At 42.3% G+C, this 18,794-nt stretch carries 16 protein-coding genes and 1 pseudogene; 13 read left to right on the top strand and 4 right to left on the bottom strand.

All coding sequences use genetic code 11. The features are described from left to right. The first annotated feature begins 338 nt into the window (after positions 1-338). Positions 339-2,636, top strand: coding sequence for an FMN-binding protein (locus tag NSQ55_RS06800; RefSeq protein WP_076185392.1), 2,298 nt, complete (start codon positions 339-341; stop codon positions 2,634-2,636). A gap of 197 nt (positions 2,637-2,833) precedes the next feature. Continuing rightward, positions 2,834-3,790 carry an HD domain-containing protein gene (locus NSQ55_RS06805; RefSeq protein ID WP_036680004.1) on the top strand — a complete coding sequence of 319 codons (957 nt, stop codon included), beginning with the start codon at positions 2,834-2,836 and terminating at the stop codon, positions 3,788-3,790. A 69-nt stretch (positions 3,791-3,859) separates the two neighbouring features. On the opposite strand, the gene NSQ55_RS06810 is transcribed toward NSQ55_RS06805, so the two are convergent. Continuing rightward, entirely contained in the window at positions 3,860-4,516 is a 657-nt protein-coding gene (locus NSQ55_RS06810; protein ID WP_076125424.1) for a 3'-5' exonuclease, read from the bottom strand. Positions 4,517-4,627: 111 nt separating this feature from the next. Between NSQ55_RS06810 and NSQ55_RS06815 the strand changes: the two are divergent. The 4 genes and pseudogenes from NSQ55_RS06815 to NSQ55_RS06830 all read left to right on the top strand — a co-directional run. Beyond that, positions 4,628-5,143, top strand: a pseudogene (locus NSQ55_RS06815) (TerD family protein); the annotation flags it as partial. A 111-nt stretch (positions 5,144-5,254) separates the two neighbouring features. Then, a complete protein-coding gene (locus NSQ55_RS06820) occupies positions 5,255-5,926 on the top strand; it encodes a VWA domain-containing protein (protein WP_256721027.1) in 672 nt (223 codons plus the stop codon). 184 nt (positions 5,927-6,110) lie between these two features. Continuing rightward, positions 6,111-6,728, top strand: a complete 618-nt coding sequence (locus NSQ55_RS06825) for a DNA-3-methyladenine glycosylase (RefSeq protein ID WP_076099514.1) — start codon at positions 6,111-6,113, stop codon at positions 6,726-6,728. 22 nt (positions 6,729-6,750) lie between these two features. Next, positions 6,751-7,461, top strand: coding sequence for a DNA alkylation repair protein (locus NSQ55_RS06830; RefSeq protein ID WP_076276654.1), 711 nt, complete (start codon positions 6,751-6,753; stop codon positions 7,459-7,461). Between the two features lie 28 nt (positions 7,462-7,489). Here the strand turns inward: NSQ55_RS06830 and NSQ55_RS06835 are convergent, their stop codons facing one another. Next, positions 7,490-8,182, bottom strand: coding sequence for a PspA/IM30 family protein (locus tag NSQ55_RS06835; protein ID WP_248547806.1), 693 nt, complete (start codon positions 8,180-8,182; stop codon positions 7,490-7,492). A gap of 59 nt (positions 8,183-8,241) precedes the next feature. Beyond that, complete coding sequence (locus tag NSQ55_RS06840; protein WP_038569266.1) at positions 8,242-8,460, bottom strand: PspC domain-containing protein; 219 nt, start codon at positions 8,458-8,460, stop codon at positions 8,242-8,244. A 286-nt stretch (positions 8,461-8,746) separates the two neighbouring features. On the opposite strand from NSQ55_RS06840, the gene NSQ55_RS06845 reads away from it, so the two are divergent. Then, the gene (locus NSQ55_RS06845; protein WP_076125416.1) at positions 8,747-9,160 is read left to right on the top strand and encodes a zinc ribbon domain-containing protein; all 414 of its coding nucleotides are present in this window, start codon (positions 8,747-8,749) and stop codon (positions 9,158-9,160) included. A 292-nt stretch (positions 9,161-9,452) separates the two neighbouring features. Here the strand turns inward: NSQ55_RS06845 and NSQ55_RS06850 are convergent, their stop codons facing one another. Beyond that, on the bottom strand, positions 9,453-10,556 hold the full coding sequence (locus tag NSQ55_RS06850) for an endospore germination permease (protein WP_076125414.1): 1,104 nt from the start codon (positions 10,554-10,556) through the stop codon (positions 9,453-9,455). Between the two features lie 145 nt (positions 10,557-10,701). Between NSQ55_RS06850 and NSQ55_RS06855 the strand changes: the two genes are divergently transcribed. From NSQ55_RS06855 to NSQ55_RS06880, 6 genes are all read left to right on the top strand, one after another. Beyond that, positions 10,702-12,216, top strand: a complete 1,515-nt coding sequence (locus NSQ55_RS06855) for a spore germination protein (RefSeq protein ID WP_076125412.1) — start codon at positions 10,702-10,704, stop codon at positions 12,214-12,216. Continuing rightward, the gene (locus tag NSQ55_RS06860; protein WP_076125410.1) at positions 12,213-13,436 is read left to right on the top strand and encodes a Ger(x)C family spore germination protein; all 1,224 of its coding nucleotides are present in this window, start codon (positions 12,213-12,215) and stop codon (positions 13,434-13,436) included. Before NSQ55_RS06855 ends, NSQ55_RS06860 begins: the two co-directional genes overlap by 4 nt. A gap of 6 nt (positions 13,437-13,442) precedes the next feature. Continuing rightward, on the top strand, positions 13,443-13,673 hold the full coding sequence (locus tag NSQ55_RS06865; RefSeq protein ID WP_076185386.1) for a hypothetical protein: 231 nt from the start codon (positions 13,443-13,445) through the stop codon (positions 13,671-13,673). A gap of 239 nt (positions 13,674-13,912) precedes the next feature. Beyond that, the gene (locus NSQ55_RS06870) at positions 13,913-15,472 is read left to right on the top strand and encodes a helix-turn-helix domain-containing protein (RefSeq protein ID WP_339172178.1); all 1,560 of its coding nucleotides are present in this window, start codon (positions 13,913-13,915) and stop codon (positions 15,470-15,472) included. Beyond that, entirely contained in the window at positions 15,469-17,259 is a 1,791-nt protein-coding gene (locus NSQ55_RS06875; protein WP_076192957.1) for a sensor histidine kinase, read from the top strand. Before NSQ55_RS06870 ends, NSQ55_RS06875 begins: the two co-directional genes overlap by 4 nt. A gap of 184 nt (positions 17,260-17,443) precedes the next feature. Further along, a complete protein-coding gene (locus NSQ55_RS06880; protein WP_339172179.1) occupies positions 17,444-18,745 on the top strand; it encodes an ABC transporter substrate-binding protein in 1,302 nt (433 codons plus the stop codon). Positions 18,746-18,794 lie beyond the last annotated feature (49 nt).

The following is an 18,794-nucleotide window of genomic DNA, read 5'->3' on the forward strand; positions in this document are numbered from 1 at the left end:
GTGATGTTTCTTATAGGGTGTGTGATTTTCGATACAGAAGAACCGCAGAAAGGTCTGGTAGTATCAAACCAGAAATTGATGGAAAACGGGTGTAAGTGTTTTTATAGTAACTTATGTGAATTATTTCACCTTTTATATAGCTTTGTGTTAAAAGGAAGAAATGAAATAGATTCAAGCTATTTTTTATTGAAAATCGAGCGTGTAAAGGCATGAGAGGGGGGATGAGTTCTTATGAAGAGAGAAGTTATGCTTCATAAGAAGAGAAGGGGCATCGTAGGAAAAAGGTTTGGTTAACAAAAAGCTACATATCACTGGGGTTTGGTAAAGGAGAATTTTCATTGAAAAAACTAATTTCTTTAACGGTTAGCGCGGCTATATTGTTAGCGCCGTTTGCTTACACACTTAATGTGCCTGCTGTAAACTTGAAGGTGGATGCAGTATCGGCAGCCTCCGAAGAAGCGGATGCACCGGCAGCAAAACCAACAGCAAAACCCACGGCAAAACCAGCAGCAACACCAAAAGCAACGGCAAAACCAGTAGCAACACCAAAGCCAACGGCAAAACCAACAGCAACGCCAAAGCCAACGGCAAAACCAACAGCAACACCAAAGGCAACAGCCAAACCAGCAGCAACCCCAAAAGCTACAGCAGCACCAGTAGCAACCCCAAAAGCAACCGCTGCACCAGCAGCGACAGTAGTACCGGCGGAAACTGTTAAGCCTGTGGCTACAGCAAAGCCTGTTACAGTTAATGAAAACGTATACCAAGATGGAGTTTACGTAGCTTATGGCGATGCATACTCCAAAGGCACGGAAGGTGCCAAGATCGAAATTAAAGATGGTAAAATTACTAGCATTGAGCTTTTGAGAACCAGTCCTAAGCTGATTGATAGAGATGCTCGTAACAATTATAGTGCTTTATGGCAAGCTTATGGATTGATGAAGGATAGATTGCTTGGCAAAACAAGAGATGGAGCAGCGGCAGTTGATGCTGTTTCGGGAGCTACCCGCTCCAGTAATGGCTGGAAATTGTCTGTAGATAGAGCGTTTGAAAGAGCTCTGACAGTGAAAGATACAAATGCCGTTTACTTTGATGGAGTTCATATGGGCGTAGATCCTACAGGTAAATATTCTGTATTCGCGACCTACGAATCCAACAAGCTTACAGATGTTAAAGTGTATCCTATGAACAGCGCTGGTGATTTCATTGAGGAGAAAGCTTACACAGCTGAGCAAGCGGCAGCGGTTGCAGCTATAGCTCCAGCCTTGCTGGCCAAAGGAACAGAGGCACAGCCTGTTGCAGGTCTTGAAGCCGACTTTATAGCAGCGATTAACGCTTTCTGGGATGCTGAGCAGAATGCAATAATCAACAATACATCTGCTTATGTAGACGGATTCTATTCCTCTTATGGTACGGCAAGAAGTGTTGGCGTTGAAAGAGCCGACATCGTGATTCGCAACGGTAAGTTGGTTGATGTGAAGCTGTTTAGACTTGGCAACAACCTGATTGACAGAGGGGCAACAGCTTATGCGGAAGTAGTAAAAGCAAATGCTCCTATGACAGCTAAGCTGCTAGCGAATGGTTCATATATCGCTAACTATGATGAAAAGGTTGACGGAATTTCCGGAGCTACGGAAAGCAGTCACAGCTGGAACCAAGCTGTAGAAAGAGCATTTGAGAAAGCGCTGAAGGTTCCTGCTGAAGGTCAATATTTTGACGGCAAATTTGCCGGAGTAGATAACCAATCAAAAGTACTGCTGCTAGTTGATGTTGATGCAGATGCGGTAACAGGCATTAAAGTAAGTCTGTTTGGAGCTGACGGCAAGCTGATTGCTGACGATAAACTGAGTGCAGAACAAAAAGGATGGGTAGCTACACTCACATCCGGGCTGTTAGAAAAAGGTGTGCAAATGGCCGATATTACAGGCCAAGAAGCATTGTCGGCAGCAGCTAAAGCAGCACTGACAGATGCTTTGAACAATGCATCCAAAGTCCAAGGAACCTATAAAGACGGAACCTTTACTGCATTTGGTGATGCTTATGATAAAGGAACGAACAGAGCGGACGTTACCCTGCGTAACGGCAAAATCGTAAATGTAGCCTTGTACCGTGTAGGAATGAACCTTGTAGATAGAGGGAACGCTGCTTACCCTGAGGTGGTAAAAGCAATTCCTCAGTTGACGGCTAGCTTCCTCGCAGCAGGGACTAGAGAAGGTGTGCAGGAAGTAGATGCTGTGTCTGGTGCAACTAGCAGCAGCGTGGCTTTGAAGACTGCGGTGGATAGAGCATACGGAAAAGCTGAGGTTGTAGAAGCTAATAAAGCGGCTTATTTCGATGGAATCTTCATTGGTGTAAGTGCCGATAAGCTTGTAAATGTTATGGTGAATGTAGAGTACGGTGTTCCTGTCAAAATGCTTGTTTATTATTTGGATAAAAACGGAAGTGTAAGAACAATCAATCAGTTAACGGACGCGGAGCTGGCAGTGAAAGGTGAAATCGAGTCAACATCGACCGGATACAGCCTGCACAAATATGGTTACCGTCCAGCAGCCTTCGGAAAAAATGATGCAGAAAAAGAAATATCCGCTAAAGCGGTAGAAGCTATTAAATCAGCGCTTGAATCGGCTGGTAAATAATTATCGTTTTATAATAAAAGGAGGATATTCCAGTGCCAGAATATGGCCGGGGAGTAGCCTCCTTTTTCAAATATTCTTGGCTTGTACATAAATATGAAAATAGATCGTATAGTGATTTAAAGGGATTTTGGAGGTGAGTGTCTAAAGTTTAATATAGAGAGCAGGCCAAAAGCCTGTTATTAATAGGAGGCTCCAACATGACACAAATTAAACAGCTCGCTCCACAAGATGAATTTGTTGGCTTTTATCTTTTAAGAGAGCTGGCAATTAAACAAACGAACGGCACTCCTCCAAAAGATTATTTTGACATCGTTCTGGGGGATTCCACTGGACAATTATCTGCGAAATATTGGGATGCCAGCACAACCGATAAAGAAACTTTTTTTCCTATGGCGCTTGTGAAGGTACGCGGGATTGCTCATACTTATCGTGAGAAATTACAAATAAAAATCACTAAAATCAGGTTGGTTAACGATGAGGATGGTGTTGCACTTACGGATTTCATCCGTTCTGCCCCAATTCGTCCAGTAGACCTTATTCATACGATTAAAGGGGTTATGGCAAGTATTTCAGATCCGGAAATTGCTTCGATTGTCTCTTTTTGTGTGGGTAAAGTGGAAGAGAAATTGATGCATTATCCGGCAGCCAAAACACATCATCATGCTTATTTTGCCGGACTTGCTTATCATATGGTGCGTATGCTGGAGATTGGTGATTTTCTGTGCAAGCAGCGTCCGTTCTTGAATCCAGATCTAATGAAGGCAGGAATCATTCTGCATGATATCGCGAAGCCGGAGGAGATGGTCTCCCAGCTTGGGATTGTCTCGGAATACAGCGTTCAGGGCAAGTTGATTGGCCATATCTCGATGGCGTCTAACTGGATCACGGAAGCGGCTATCCGTTTAGATATTGATTTGAATTCGGAAAAGGTTATGGCGTTACAGCATCTCGTATTGTCACATCATAATTTGGGCGAATGGGGTAGTCCTGTTCAGCCACAGACAGCTGAGGCAGTCGCTCTGCATCATATCGATGCGATGGATGCGAAGCTGCAAATGGTGGAGGATGCTTTGGATACCACACCGGAGACCGAGGAATGGACACCGTTCATCAGAGGTCTAGAGAATAAGGCTGTGTATCGTTTGAAGATTTAAGAGATACCCTGTAAAAAAAAACCCCAATCAGCAGAAAGCAGCTGGTTGGGGGTTTTTGATGTTCTTTGGTTATTTGGACAAAGTGGCGCGGCTGCTATAAATGGAGGGTTTATGTTTAGTGCCTTGTTTCTTAGCAGGCTTTTTCGCGCGAGTGGAAAATGGGGTATACCCGCCGGCAAACATCGTTCCGCTAGTATATCCTTGACTGGCAGAGAGCAATAGAGGATCATAGTGCTCCTCCTGCTCCATAAGTTTTACTAGAATTGCAGCGGCTGCGCGTGCGTCATCCAAGGCATCATGGTGTTTTAGCGTAATGCCGAAAAACTCGGAGACTACATTAAGTTTATGGGAGGGCAGGTCGGGCAGCATTTTTTTGCCTAATAAATAGGTACATAAGTATTGAAAGCTTGGGTAGCTCAGGGACATTCCATCGAGACAATAACGCAGGACACTCATATCAAAAGCAGCATTATGCGCCACGACGATTTGTCCGTGTAGTAACGGTTCAACGGTGGGCCACAGTTCTTGAAAAGTAGGTTGCCCGATTACCATTGATGGCGTGATGCCGTGTATCGAAATGTTCATGCCATCAAACCGCTGCTGCGGGTCAATTAGCCAAGAATGCTCTGCGGTTATATTTCCAGCTTTAACTTCCACAAGTCCCAAGGCACATGCACTGGATCGACTGGAGTTCGCGGTCTCAAAGTCAATTGCTATAAAGTCCATTCGTAAAGCTCCTTATCTATCATATATACGTTTCATATTAAAGTAGTAAAATGATAAATACAATCTAGTGAATCACAATGAGCTGTTCAGTAAAAATAAGGAGATGATAGAGTGCGGCTTATAAAGGGGCAAAAGGTGGATATTACGAAAGGGAGAAACGTGAACAAGCTTTTGCTGAAATTTGGGTGGATGACTGCTGATACTAGAATTGGCATAGACTCTGCTGCTTTTTTACTGTCAGAGCAGAACCGTTGCGAACGCGATGAGAACTTTATCTTTTATGGTAATCCGTTGTCTATAGACGAAGCTGTAACTCATTCTGTCTTACAACAAGGGGATAAAGAAGCTATCGCCATTACATTTTCTCAACTTCCTAAGGATATTACTAGAATAGCTTTAACTTTAACGATCTATGAAGGAGAAAAATTAGGACACTCTATGAAGCAAGTAAACTCTCCTTATCTACGCTTAGTGGATGCTGCTAGCGGTGAGGAATTATTCGTTTTCGAGTATGGCTCTGACCTGTCGACGGAGACAGCTATTGTGGTTGGAGAGCTATATCGCTATGGCCCAGAGTGGAAATTCAGTGCTATTGGTAGTGGCTTTGAGGGAGGATTGGCTGCGTTATGTACAAACTATGGGCTCGTTATTGAAGAAGACGAAGGGAACCCTGAGGTAGCGGCCACAGCTGAGTTAACCCTGCCTTTAGAGACGATCCGTTATGAAGAGAAGAATGTACTGTCCTCTATTGATTTACGTAAAAAAATTGTTCAGATTACCTTAGAAAAAAAGAATCTGACAGGAGTCATCGCAAGGGTAGGTGTTGTTCTGGATATTACAGGATCTATGAGAAATCTTTATAATAATGGAACCGTTCAAGAAGTAGTTGAGCGTATATTAGCCGTTGCCTGCAAATTTGATGATAACCAATCGTTAGATGTTTGGGTGTACGATACGGAGTTTAGCCGGCTGCCACCTGTGACAGAGCAGGAATTAGGAAGATATGTGTTTACACATATTTTAAATAATCGTACCATTCATAAGTTTGGCCGCAATAATGAACCGCCAGTAATGGAGGATATCATTAAAAAATATACGGAGGAAGAACCCGATTCTACACCAGTATTTATCATATTTATTAACGATGGTGGTGTAGTGAAATCCACTAAAAATGTGATTATGGCAGCTTCGGTCCAACCGATTTTCTGGCAGTTTGTCGGAATCGGTAACTCGGATTTTGAAGTATTGAAGCAACTTGATACGATGAAGGGCCGTTTGGTGGATAACGCCAATTTTATTCATCTGGACCACATTGAAAAGGTGACTGATGAAGATCTGTATGATCAGCTGCTGAATGAATTCCCCTTGTGGCTAAGCGCAGCGAAAGAAAAAAGAATCCTGCGAGCATAAAAATACATTACTGAGAATGAATAAGCCTGTGCGCTACAATAGGCCATAACCACCTATCTTAGGAGGTCTTATGGCTTTTTTTATTTTCGCTATCTTGCTATTCTATTCAACAATCCGTACACTGCCAAATAGGTATTGTATATTAGGATTAGGGTCATCACTATCAGATACGGGAGGAAACACTTTGAGCAGCGTAATTACTAAGTTTTTTGATTATGGGCAAGAAGACATAGATTATCTCCGAAGTGTGGATCCAGTACTTGGCGCAGCTATGGCACGGATGGGCAGAGTGGAACGTGTAATTATACCGGATCTTTTTACTGCGCTTATCTATGCTATAGTAGGACAGCTTATTTCAGTAAAAGCGGTTCGGACCATTTGGAACAGAATGTTGGCTCAGTTCGGAGACATCACTCCGCAGCAGTTAGCCTTACATACGGCGGATGAGATTCAAAGCTGTGGGATGACGATGAAAAAGGCACTATGTATCCATGAGATTTCCAATTTGGTCGCTCAGGGTGATTTTAAGCTGGAGGAATTGCCTGGGTTATCAGATCAAGAGGTTATACAAAAACTTATGACGTTAAAGGGCATTGGCAAGTGGACGGCAGAAATGATGTTAATCCATTCTATGGAACGACGGGATGTGGTCAGCTGGGGAGATATTGCGATTCGTCGGGGGATGATGAAGCTGTATGGACTTGATAAGCTTACCAAAGATCAATTTGAACAATACCGGCTAAACTATTCTCCTTTGGGTTCTGTGGCTTCTATATATTTATGGGAAATTTCATTTGAATAATGGACGGGTAAGGAGTACTACTATGGAAAAAACAATAAGAGAACAGCTATTGAATTTGGCAGATGTGGACTACCAAAAGTTTTCTGCGGCCTTAATTCCGACGATAGATAATGTTATAGGCGTCAGGCTACCGGAACTGCGCAAGCTTGCCAAAATCATTGCAAAGGGTGATTGGAGAGCCTATTTGGAGCATGCCGAGACAGATTATTTTGAAGAAGTGATGCTGCAAGGTATGGTGCTTGGCTACGTGAAGACAGATCTTGAAGAAATCCTACGTTATATCGCTGACTTTATTCCCAGAATCGATAACTGGTCGGTATGCGATAGCTTTTGCACAGGCCTGAAGTTTACCGTAAAGAATAAAGAACGGGTATGGGAGTTTATAATGCCGTACTTATCATCAGATAAAGAATATGAGATCCGATTTGCTGTGGTAATGCTGCTTAATTTCTTTATTGAAGAAACGTATATCAGCCGGATTTTATCATTGCTCGATAAGGTCAGTCATGAAGGCTATTATGTAAAAATGGCGGTTTCTTGGGCGCTTTCGATTTGTTATGTGAAATTGCCAGAGCCTACGATGAGTTATTTGAGAAACAACAGCTTAGATGATTTCACTTACAACAAGGCTTTGCAGAAAATCACGGAGTCTTATCGCGTGGATCCGGAAACGAAAAAATGGATTCGCGGGATGAAAAGAAGTAAAAAACAAACCCCTTATTCAGCACAATAGCTGAGTAATAAGGGGTTTATTGTCCTATTTATTTTTTCTCAGTGTTTACTTCAGTGTTAGTTTTACGGTTGCGGATTCGCTCGATTTCGATGTCAACAGCGCTACGCAGGTTAGGATCGATGGAAGGACTTATTCCTGTACCTGTATTGAATTTATTTTTGGAGTTTTCCGCCAATGCTTCCCACTCGAAAATCTTCTCTTCCATACGTTCGAAGCCTTGCGAAGCTGATCCTACATGTAGACCTTTCGTAGAACTACGTGGAGCTGAGTGGAGTGTTTCTGTGGCTTGTTGAGCGCGAGCGATAAGCTCAGTTCTTTTCGCTTTGAGATGTTCACGCTCTTCTTTAGCTCTAGCGATATTGATCTCAAGCTCTGCCAGGGATTGCTTAGTTTGTACTTGGCTATTTATGGACTCTTCCAGCTGTTCCACGTACCGTAACTTGGCTATGAGTGCCAGGCGAGCTCTTTCTTCATTTCCTTGCTCAACTGCTTGAACGGCTTCGGCTTCACTTTGCTCTACTAACTGAGTATATTCTTGCTTGCGGCGTTCCAACACACTTGCTGTAACTTGCAGATCACGCTCATTGCGTTCCGCCTTAGCAATATCATTTTCAAGATCACGTAAATACTGACCTGTCAGCAATACCGGGTTTTCTAATTTATTTAGACCTTCGTGTAGGGCTGCTTTAGTAATTGTGGAAATTCTTTTTAATAGACTCATGTTCTATCTCTCCTTTTTTATGGCTATATTAGGGCTGGCTTGTATTGAACGACGATTAATTAATAGAAATCATGTCCATCTGAAAAGCTGTTAAAAGGTTCTTTAGGAACGATGATACTAGCGATGACGTAGAAGATAAGTACTGTTCCGAAGCTGAACAATGCTGCGGCAACAGCAACAAGACGGATTACTGTAGCATCAATACCAGACCAACGAGCAAGACCTCCGCACAAACCACTTATCTTCTGATCACTTTGGGAACGATATAATTTTTTCATTTATTGTTTTCTTCCTCTCGTATGGGTGTGATTGTTATTGAATCCTGCAACCCGTTTGCTTATGTACTCATTCTAATGTCTTTTTGCATGCGAAAAAACGGCCTGAAGGCGGTTTTGTATACCAGACCTGAGTCGAGGTTCGTTCCCGCAGGAAGGCGGGGAAAGGGTTAGTAAATCGGTTATAGGCTACAAACCATGGACGAAGTTAGGTACAATAAAGAAAGGAATACTTCTGGCGGTGTCGAAATATGCTTATATATGACTACTACGGAATTGGGGGCTGAATATGAGTTTTTTTAACAAAGTAAAAGCAGGGGTAAGCGAGGCTGGGAATAAAGCAAAAACAGTGGTGGAGATTAACCGGTTGAAGCTGCAAAATAACGGTAAGCAAAATGATATTGACCAGCAGTATCAGGTCATGGGCAAACTGTTATTTGAAGCCGTAACTCAAGGTGCAGGACCACTGCCAAGTGAGCAAATCGAGACTAATATCAATCGTATTCTCGAATTGAAGGCGGAGATTGAGACGAACCTTCAGCAAATAGCTGAGTTGTCCGATGTAAAGCATTGCAAAGCATGCGGTGGGAATGTGGCGATCGAGGCACGCTTTTGTCCGGCCTGCGGATCCACTTTTGAAGTGGCAAAAGAACCTGTCAGTGATGTAACTCCATCGTCGTTTTCTTTGGATAAGAAGGAATAGAGTTACTTCATACAAGAAACTTATGAACAAAGAGGCTGTCTCAAAAGTAGTGAATACTACTTATGAGGCAGCTTCTTTTTTAGTAAATAGTCTATAAGCGGATTCTTGCTTTAGCCAATAGACTATGGGCTACGCACACAAAGTATTCTATGCCATTAGGTTGGGCGGCGGAATATTCACTTTGTGAATTTCAGGGAGAAATTCCCCAATTATTTTAGTGGAGCGTAATTAGATCATTAAGCGGGATTCGTATCTACAATCTTAATTTCACTTATTCACAATCTAGTGTCGTTTAAACCTTAGAAGCGTGGCGTTTCTTAAATTTATACACAACTAGCAATATAAGCGGCAGAACAAATGCACAGGTGAAATCCCAATCTACCCAGTAGGCGGGGATCTCCTTCACATAGAAAATGATGTCTTTGGCAATCAGCTGTGACATACCGAATAACAAAAATCCAGTGGGGATGATCAGAGGACGGTGGCTTTTGAGTTTAAATAATTGGGCTGTACCTAAGGTTAAAGCATAGTAATAAACTGCAGTTTTGAAGTATGTGCTGATAATCCATGCTGTAGCCATAAGCGCTTCAATACGTTGCAGAGAATTAGCAATATTAATTTTTTGAGCAAGAATATAAGCGGCATAAAATTGATGTTCAGAAGCGTAAACACCTAGAACGGTAAGGGAAAACAATAAGATGAGGTTAAGGCCCAGAGCTCCGATGATCAAGGCTATGAAAATATCCCGACTTGTTTTGCCATTTTTCTGAGCATAAGGATATATCATTAGAAACACGCACAATTCGCCAAAAGGATAAAAAACACCATACATCAAGGTATGAAGCATGTCCGGTACTGGTGTGTTCAAGATGGGGTATAAACGTTCCATTTTGACATCGGGGGTCAGCAGGAGCAGCAGACCGATTAAAAAAACTGCAAATAAAGGGAAAAAAAGCTGAGCTGCCCGGCCCAAGGTTTCTAGGCCAAGTCGTACCCCATATACCAGCAGGAAAATGGCCATGAAACGAATAACCCCACCGGGTGTTTTCTCGTAAATCTGTGTACACATGAAATCTTCAATTTCTCTTATGTAAGTGGCGGCGGCAATCAGGAAGAACACTAAATAGAACAAGGCTACAGCAGATCCGATCCATTTCCCTAAAATTTGTAGGCTAAGCTCGATAATATTCTTGTTCGGCTCAAGGTCTGCTAAGCAGAGTAGCAGTTTTATGGTCACTAGACCCAAGGGAATACTAATCAAAGCAGCAATCCATGCATCTTGTTTCGCTCCTGATATCATTAACGCCGGATACACAAGCGCCATATCCCCAATAAATGTGAATAGCCCGAGTATAATCATTTGATTGGTACTAATTCGATCTTTCTCCAAACTCATATACCCCCTCAAATTTATTGGACTAGTTTTAGTATGGTTGTAGTTACCAGAATTATGCCATCCCGATTTTTTAATCCGAAGGAATAATTATCATAATTAACATCAAACTATACTCATCTATCTGTGGAGAAGTGGAGGCTGCATCATGAAAGATACGGAGATTGGTACATTATCAAGCCGGTTGGAAGTTAATATTGCTAATTTGTACCAATTGATGGGTGAAAGCTCTGATGTAGTGATAAAAGAGTTGCAGATAGAAGAGAACACTCATATTTCTTTGATTTACATAGATGGTCTTGTGGATACTCAGGTGCTGCATAATTCAATTTTGTATTCCTTGCAGGAACACATTCCTTACGAACAGCTGAGGGGGCTTTCTCCCGAGCAGAAGTTTGAGATGATTAAGAAACAGATATTAATAGCCGGCGATATAGCCGTTATTGACGATTACAGCCAATTTATTCATCATTTATTGTCCGGTAATATAATGCTGCTGCTTGACGGGTTATCCAGCGCTCTGCGGATCGGCTTACCAGGCTGGGAAGATCGTAATGTAGGGGAGCCTAGCTCACAGTCGGTTGTTCGGGGTCCAATGGAAGGATTCACTGAGAATTTACGGACGAATACGGCACTGGTTCGGCGAAAAATCAAAGATAGCCATTTATGGCTGGAAACCGTTCAGATCGGAAGGGTGACTCAAACCAGCGTATCCATTATGTATCTAAGTAACATCGCGAATAAGGAACTGGTGCAAGAGGTAAAGCGCCGTCTGAATAAAATAGATACGGACAGTATTCTCGAGAGTGGATATATTGAAGAGTTTATTCAAGAGACGGCAGTTACACCTTTTCCTACCGTATACAACAGTGATCGTCCGGATACGATTGCAGCGGGTATTTTGGAAGGAAAAGTGGCCATTCTTGTTGATGGAACTCCTTTTGTACTGCTTGTGCCCACATTTTTTGTGGCATTTTTCCAGTCAGCTGAGGATTATTACCAAAGGGCCGATATTGGAACATTGCTGAGATTAGTTCGTTTTATTTCATTTTTTATTACTTTGCTTGCCCCTTCATTGTATGTTGCGATTACTACCTATCACCAGGAGATGATACCGACCAATCTTGTAATCAGTTTAGCTGCCCAGCGGGAGAGTGTTCCTTTTCCTGCTTTTGTTGAGGCGCTGATCATGGAAATGACTTATGAGATTTTGCGGGAAGCCGGGGTGCGGATACCCAAAAATATTGGTCAGGCGATTTCCATTGTTGGAACGTTGGTGATTGGACAAGCCGCGGTAGCAGCGGGTTTTATTTCATCCGCAATGGTCATTATTGTATCGCTAACAGCCATTTCTAGTTTTGTTATTCCGGAGACAGGAATGTCTATTGCTGCGCGGATGATCCGTTTTGTGCTTATAGCTTTGGCTGGATTCATCGGATTATATGGAATTCTCTTCGGTATCTTCATCATCGTATTGCATTTGTCGAGTCTGCGTTCTTTCGGAATGCCTTATATGAGTCCGCTCGGACCGTATAATTCCAAAGATTTAAAAGACTCTATTTTTCGCTTTCCGTGGCCGTTTTTAAAGACAAGGCCTGCTGAGAATAAGACGCAGAACCTGTTTCGTCAAAGCACATCCAGTGATAAGGAACCAACCAAATGAATAAAAAATTAGTTAGAGGCGTTCTTCGATTAATGATAGCTCTCCAATTTACGTTAGTGCTAAGCGGCTGTTGGGAAAGAAATGAGCTGAATGAGATAGCTTTTGTCTTGGGGATAGGGATTGACAAGGCAGAAAAAGGTTATACCGTTTCGATGCAGGTCGTTATTCCATCTGCGATTTCCTCCCAAACGAATGGAGGAGGGGGAGGCAGTGGAGTCCCAGTGGTTGTATATAAATTTACTGTACCTACGTTTTATGATGCGCTGCGTAAGCTGAATCTGGATAGCTCTAGGTCAAGTTATCTCGGTCATATCCGGGTGTTGGTGATTGGGGAGGAGCTTGCCCGCACCGGAGTGGGTGAGATACTCGATGTATTTAAAAGAAGTCGGGAACCCCGGATGGATTTCTACGTTATGGTTGCCAGAGATACAACCGCCAGCAATGTCTTGAATGTCCTTACACCTATGGATAAATTACCAGCGAACAAATTATTTAGTTCCTTGGATAATTCTTATAAAGATTCAGCAAAAACAGTCGCTGTTACACTGGATGATTTTATTGAGAATTTATTGTCTGAAGGCGAGAATCCTGTGCTAACCGGAGTGAAAATTATAGGCGATCCCAAAGATGGAGAGGACAAAAGCAATGTAGAGCGAACAATGCCTAAGGCAAGATTGGAATACCATACTGTAGCTGTATTCAAAAAAGACAAGTTGATCGGTTGGCTAACCGAGGGAGAAACGATTGGTTACAATTATATCAACGATAAGGTAACCGCACATTCTGGCCCGATCGCAGGGGAAGACGGAAAGCCCATTGTAATCGAAGCGATCCAGGCTACAACTAAACGCAAAGTGAAAATCATTAATGGGGAGCCGCATATTTACCTTAGTGTTAAGACGCTTTGCAATATTGAAGAAGTGCAAAGTGTAGAAAATTTGGAATCGGAAAGTACTATAAAACGTTTGGAAAAGGAAACAGAGGAGCGGATTATAGAGCGGATGCAAAAAACTGTGGAGCATGTAAATGATCGTTTCAATGTTGATATTATGGGATTCGGACAATCGATCTACCATGCCAGCCCTAAAGCTTGGGCAAAGCTACAGCAACAAAAGGGTGACGATTACCTTAAATCATTGCCCATCCATTACAAAGCCTCAGCAGTTATTAACCGCGTGGGTCTCACAGATAATTCTTTTCTTGAAAAAATCAAGGAGTGAAGTCAGATGCTAGTACTGTTATTCTCGGTGATTGCTGTAGGTTGTATGGCACTTGATTTGCCTAAATTAATGCGAAAGCGCCGAGTGCCTGATCTTAGCGTATATTTTATTTTTTGGATTTTGGGTCTTGGTGCGACCTTCTGCTCGTTGTTAAAATTGAACATCCCCAGTCCGCTGTTTCTTATTATTTTTATCTATAAGCCAATAAATAATTTATTTGGATTATTGTTTCATTAACAAAGAAGCTGCAAATATCGCAGCTTTTTTTGTTGCATCATCTAGAAGTTTTTTCCTTAAATTTAAGAATATTTCATGGGATGAAAAATGAGAGGTTGACCATATTTGTCGGTGGGGCATATGATTTGGAATGAACAATTTTTAAGTAAGCTTACGGCTTTACTTGTATAGAAGCTTGCTCCTTGTTGGATGTATTGTATACTAACAAATGGAAAGAAAACGGTTACAAGGGGGAAGAAATGAAACCAATATTCAAAATTATGATTGTTGATGACGAGATGCTTGTAAGACAAGGAATCAAACATCTTTTGGATTGGGAAAATGAAGGGTATCGAATTGTTGGTGAGGCTGCTAACGGTCTTGAAGCACTAAATATGATGGATGAGGTCAGTCCCCATATCATCATTACAGATATTGTTATGCCAATAATGGGCGGAGAGAAACTGGTTAAGATTGTTAAGGAGAAATACCCTCATATTGAAGTAATCGTCTTAAGTAGTTTCAGTGAATACGATTATGTCCGATCCACATTTCAAAGTGGGGTAGCGGACTACATTCTAAAGCCAAAGCTGGAAGCTGACTATTTGTTATCCATCCTAAATAAAACCACTGCTAAATTGGTAGGGATGGAGATGTCCGATCAAGGAACGGATCCTGGTGAAAAGCAAATTTTGCTAGTTATCGAGAAGCTTATGACCGGATATGAGTCTGGGCTTGAACCTGCTTTGCTTCATGCGAAGTTTCCACACCCACTATTCGCTTTCTTCGGAGCGGATATGAGACATATTAAAGATTCTGGGGATAGGTTAACTTTCACACAGAAAATAGAAAAAGGGCTTAGTACGCTCCCTTTGGGTGATACAGTGTTTATTCGGTTGAAGTTTGTCAATGATTCAGTTATTTATTTGCTTAATGCAAACCCGGAACAGTGGGACGAGCTTGTTATAGAGCTCCGATATCTGGTCTCGGAAATGGATCATTGGGCGAGAGAAACACATTTCGTTATCAGCCAAAGCTTTACGGATTTTAATAAGCTGGGAGAGATTTATCGAGACAATTATTTAAAGCTTACACGATACAGTTTCTACTTGCCGGATCGAAGCTTAATTGAAAACGATCATTTGCCCAGCCTTCCAAGAGCCTATCAGGAATATGATATGGGCGAATTAATGGAACAACTGAAACGTAAGCAATACCAGAAGGCATTTACTGGATTTCTGGAATATGTTCATCTCCGTTCGATGGATTATCGGACCGATATTTTCGAATTCAAATCGTTATTGGGGAATTTCATATTTAACGTAACGACCACACTTGGAAAAATGAAGTACGAGACTGGAGGCTTGGAGGCATCCAAATACGACTTCTTTCGAAAAATAGATGAAGCGATGTATGCCGGAGACGCAATCGCTGTTGCTGAAGCCTTTATTCGCGAAGCTGAACGTGCGATTGGTGAGACGAACCTAACGATCAATCCCAATATGACCCGATTGCTTGAATACATTCAGACTCATTACGCTGATCCCATCACGTTGACTGGGGTTGCGCGGCAGTTTCATTTCAACGCTTCTTATTTATCGAGCCATTTCACTGCTCAGAATGGTGAAGGATTTAATGAATATTTGAACAAGGTCCGGTTGGAGAAAGCCATGGAGTTACTCGTGACGACGGAAAAAACAATTTCTGATATCAGCGCTAGTGTGGGGTATTCGGATCAGAGTTATTTTACTAAAGTGTTTAAGAAACAGGCTGGTATTTCTCCGAGCCAGTACCGAAGACGGGACGTAGAGCGACCATGATTGGAACTATCATTAACAAGATTAGAAAGCAGGGCCTATTTCTCAAGCTTTTTCTTGTGACCCTCATAAGCATTGTTGCTGTATCCCTGCTGACTTTGTCCATTACCATCCGTATGTCAGAAAATTTATTCTTAAAGACCTTCAGCATAACGAATGGCAAACTACTAAATCAGATGAAGACAAACTTGGAGTCCTACAACAACGTTGTAGCTACGGGTGCTACAATGACAGCTCAGAAAGGTGCCATCCGCAGCTATTTGTCTGGGGGAGAGACGGATTCATTGACACTCGCTATCAAAACCTACCAGATGACAGAAAGCATGCGGGCAGTCCGCTCCAACCTCAGTGCTTTTGATGTGGGGATTATGATTGTAGGTGCGAATGGCAGAAGTTACTCAACTGACCCTTGGTATTGGTCTGCTACTGCTGAAGAATTGAAGAACCACCCGATTACGAAAGCGACAGTGGCTCATCCGCAGCAAATTCTGTACCAGCTTTATCAAAAAGAGGATGGTCAAACGCATAAGAAAGAGATCATGTTAGTGGCTTCTAAAGCTCTATTTGATCATTCGACCGGCAGTATCTATGGCACTATGTACATTGCAATTCGTGATAGCGATTTCAAGGCCTTCTATGCCAATTTTACGAGTGAAGGTAATGATGTTGTGTTGCTGAATGCAAAAGGGCAAATCGTATCCAGCAACAGGACAGAGCTGATTGGGCTGAACGATCAACAGCTGCTTCAAGAAGTAGTTGATGAACAGAGCACAGGAGACAATGGAGAATCTGTCTATGTGATGGGGAATGAACGGGTAGTATTCTCAGAATACTTGCCTGAATTTGATGTTTATTTGGTGAATCTGATCGATAAAAAAGCTGTGACCGGGCAGATGGTTAATGCCAAAGCAGTGTCGTTGACGATCATGGCTATCGTAGCCATTTCGCTTATTATTGTATTTTTAATTACAAGGAAAATGACGAAGTCCCTGCGTGTACTCGTTGAACAGATGTCGAGTATTCCTAAGGGAGGATTCGATAACCACGTGGATGTCGCCACTAGTAGTTATGAAGTTAAGGAGCTAGGCAATGCCTTTAATTTTATGCTTGATTCACTACATGATTATGTTGATCGGTTGATGGAGACCCAGAAGCAGCAGCGTAATGCGGAGCTGGCCGCCCTTCAAATGCAGATCAATCCCCATTTTTTATACAATACACTGGCTTCTATCAAATTTCTGGTGCAACAGGGCAACAAGGAAAAAGCAGCTGGCACGATAAATTCGCTAATCTCACTCCTCCAAAATACTGTCAGTGATGTTCAATCCACTATACCTGTTAGTCAGGAATTAGAATCGCTGAAGCATTATGTATATATCAATCATGTAAGGTATGGCGAGAAGATCCGCGTGAATTATTTTGTGGAGCCTGAAAGCTTGGATTATCATATGCCAAAGCTAATTCTGCAGCCTTTTATCGAAAATGCGTTCTTTCATGCATTCAATCTTAAAGATGAGGGAAGAATTCTAATCATGATCGCCGTTCAGGAAGATCAGCTTGTATGCGAAGTTGTAGATAATGGTGACGGGATGGACCTTGATCCTAATTTTCTGAAAGAAGAACAGTTGCCAGCCTCGAAGCACAAACGCCAATTGTTCTCCGGGATCGGTATACGGAATGTGGATGACAGAATCAAATTACTGTACGGAGAGAGTTACGGTATTAACATTACAAGCAAACGAAATGAAGGTACGAAGATTATAATTACGCTTCCATTGTTAAAAGGCTAAAAAATTTACAAAAATCTAAAATTAGTACCAGTGTCGATCTCAGAGGGAAAATAGAATCCAATAATAACACCAAAGCTAACAAAGATACTGCCAAAGAAAGCGAATACAAAATGATAATATGGAATTGTAGCAGAGAAAACGCTTCCATCTTTATTATTTTACAGATTAACAAGGGGGTTACGAAGTGAAAAAATTATTATCCGTGATGCTGGCTAGTGTGGTTCTACTTTCGGCATGTTCCTCAGGTGGAACGAAAAACGAAACGGGCAACTCCGGAAGCGAAGGTAGCAGTAAGCCACAAGAAATCACAGTTTGGGCTTGGGACCCAGCGTTTAACATTGCAGCCATGAATGTTGCCAAAGAAGCTTATGCGAAGGTCAATCCAGACATAACGGTAAACGTCGTAGAGAACGCGCAGGCTGATATCGTGCAAAAGCTGAACACAGGGCTGAACTCTGGATCTACGAAGGGTCTTCCTAACATTGTATTGATCGAGGATTACCGTGCGCAAAGCTTTTTACAAGCGTATCCGGATTCCTTTTATGAATTGACTGATGTTGTAAAAGCCGCTGATTTTGCGGATTATAAGATTGGCCCGACCAGTGTTGACGGCAAGCAATACGGTGTTCCGTTTGATTCTGGTGTGACTGGAATGTATGTACGGACAGACTATCTTGAGCAAGCAGGCTACAGCCTGGATGCACTACAGGATATCGACTGGAAGCAATATATCGAGATCGGTAAAGCTGTAAAAGAAAAAACCGGCAAAAGCATGATCACACTGGATCCCAATGATCTTGGACTTATCCGGGTCATGATTCAATCGGCGGGTGCATGGTATACAGGTGAAGACGGTCAGATTCCGACCATTGCAGACAACGCTGCTTTGAAAGAGGCACTTGTATTGTACAAAGAAATGATGGATTCCGGCATCGTGAAAGTTAACTCAGACTGGAGCCAATTTGTAGGCGCATTTAATAGTGGTGAAGTGGCAACCGTGCCGACGGGTAACTGGATTACCCCTTCAATTAAAGCCGAAGCTTCCCAATCCGGTAAGTGGGCAGTAGCTCCACTTCCTAAGCTGGCAGCAACAGCAGGCTCCGTCCATGCATCTAACCTTGGGGGCAGCTCCTGGTATGTAATGAATGTAGATGGTAAAGAAGCCGCTGCGGAGTTCCTTGCAAAAACATTTGCTTCTGATGCTGATTTGTATCAGACGTTGAATACAAAAGTTGGTGTTATCGGCACTTTAAAAGCTGCGGCAAGCGGAGAAGCTTATTCAGCAGCGGATGAATTTTTCAAAGGTCAAAAGGTTGTATCAGATTTTGCGGCATGGACCGAGCAAATTCCTAACGTCAACTACGGCATGAACACTTACGCAATAGAGGACATTATGGTTGTAGCAGTGCAATCTTATCTTGGTGGAAAAGATGTAGATACTGTTCTGAAGGATGCCCAGAAGCAAGCAGATACCCAAGTTCGCTAATCACACTTAGGCTGTACAATCTAAGCCCTTGCTTCTACTTCTCCTGTAA

Origin of the sequence: Paenibacillus sp. FSL H7-0943 (assembly GCF_037963265.1) — a bacterium.
Taxonomy (GTDB): Bacteria; Bacillota; Bacilli; order Paenibacillales; family Paenibacillaceae; genus Paenibacillus_AQ; species Paenibacillus_AQ odorifer.

Bases quoted from the DNA above. Each gene is read 5' to 3' on its own strand.
- NSQ55_RS06855 (WP_076125412.1), top strand. From the start codon at position 10,702: ATGAAAGATACGGAGATTGGTACATTATCAAGCCGGTTGGAAGTTAAT.
- NSQ55_RS06870 (WP_339172178.1), top strand. From the start codon at position 13,913: ATGAAACCAATATTCAAAATTATGATTGTTGATGACGAGATGCTTGTA.
- NSQ55_RS06875 (WP_076192957.1), top strand. From the start codon at position 15,469: ATGATTGGAACTATCATTAACAAGATTAGAAAGCAGGGCCTATTTCTC.
- NSQ55_RS06845 (WP_076125416.1), top strand. From the start codon at position 8,747: ATGAGTTTTTTTAACAAAGTAAAAGCAGGGGTAAGCGAGGCTGGGAAT.
- NSQ55_RS06860 (WP_076125410.1), top strand. From the start codon at position 12,213: ATGAATAAAAAATTAGTTAGAGGCGTTCTTCGATTAATGATAGCTCTC.
- NSQ55_RS06835 (WP_248547806.1), bottom strand. From the start codon at position 8,182: ATGAGTCTATTAAAAAGAATTTCCACAATTACTAAAGCAGCCCTACAC.
- NSQ55_RS06805 (WP_036680004.1), top strand. From the start codon at position 2,834: ATGACACAAATTAAACAGCTCGCTCCACAAGATGAATTTGTTGGCTTT.
- NSQ55_RS06840 (WP_038569266.1), bottom strand. From the start codon at position 8,460: ATGAAAAAATTATATCGTTCCCAAAGTGATCAGAAGATAAGTGGTTTG.
- NSQ55_RS06810 (WP_076125424.1), bottom strand. From the start codon at position 4,516: ATGGACTTTATAGCAATTGACTTTGAGACCGCGAACTCCAGTCGATCC.
- NSQ55_RS06850 (WP_076125414.1), bottom strand. From the start codon at position 10,556: ATGAGTTTGGAGAAAGATCGAATTAGTACCAATCAAATGATTATACTC.
- NSQ55_RS06830 (WP_076276654.1), top strand. From the start codon at position 6,751: ATGGAAAAAACAATAAGAGAACAGCTATTGAATTTGGCAGATGTGGAC.
- NSQ55_RS06865 (WP_076185386.1), top strand. From the start codon at position 13,443: ATGCTAGTACTGTTATTCTCGGTGATTGCTGTAGGTTGTATGGCACTT.